This window comes from uncultured Photobacterium sp., assembly GCF_947502415.1.
Lineage (GTDB): Bacteria > Pseudomonadota > Gammaproteobacteria > Enterobacterales > Vibrionaceae > Photobacterium.
Window position 1 is genome coordinate 1 of record NZ_CANMZV010000156.1, and the last position, 206, is coordinate 206.

Genomic DNA, 206 nt, shown 5'->3' on the forward strand with positions numbered 1-206 from the left:
GAAGCCGGATGAAGGCCACTGTGGTCTGTATTTCAGCGTCCGGAACAAAGATTCCGAGAACGGATTATCGTTACTGAGTCGTGGTCGGCTATGGGATGGTGTTACACCCAACTCACACAGCTTTGCCTGCAAGGTCGCTGAACGCATGGGACTACCATTATCCGAATGCAGGACAAGAGGTGTACGGAAGCATTGCTCTGTCATTA

Annotated in this window: 1 pseudogene; it reads right to left on the bottom strand. The window is 51.0% G+C overall.

What is annotated here, in order from left to right:
• Positions 1-206 (bottom strand): annotated as a pseudogene (locus Q0852_RS23915) (IS3 family transposase); the annotation flags it as partial.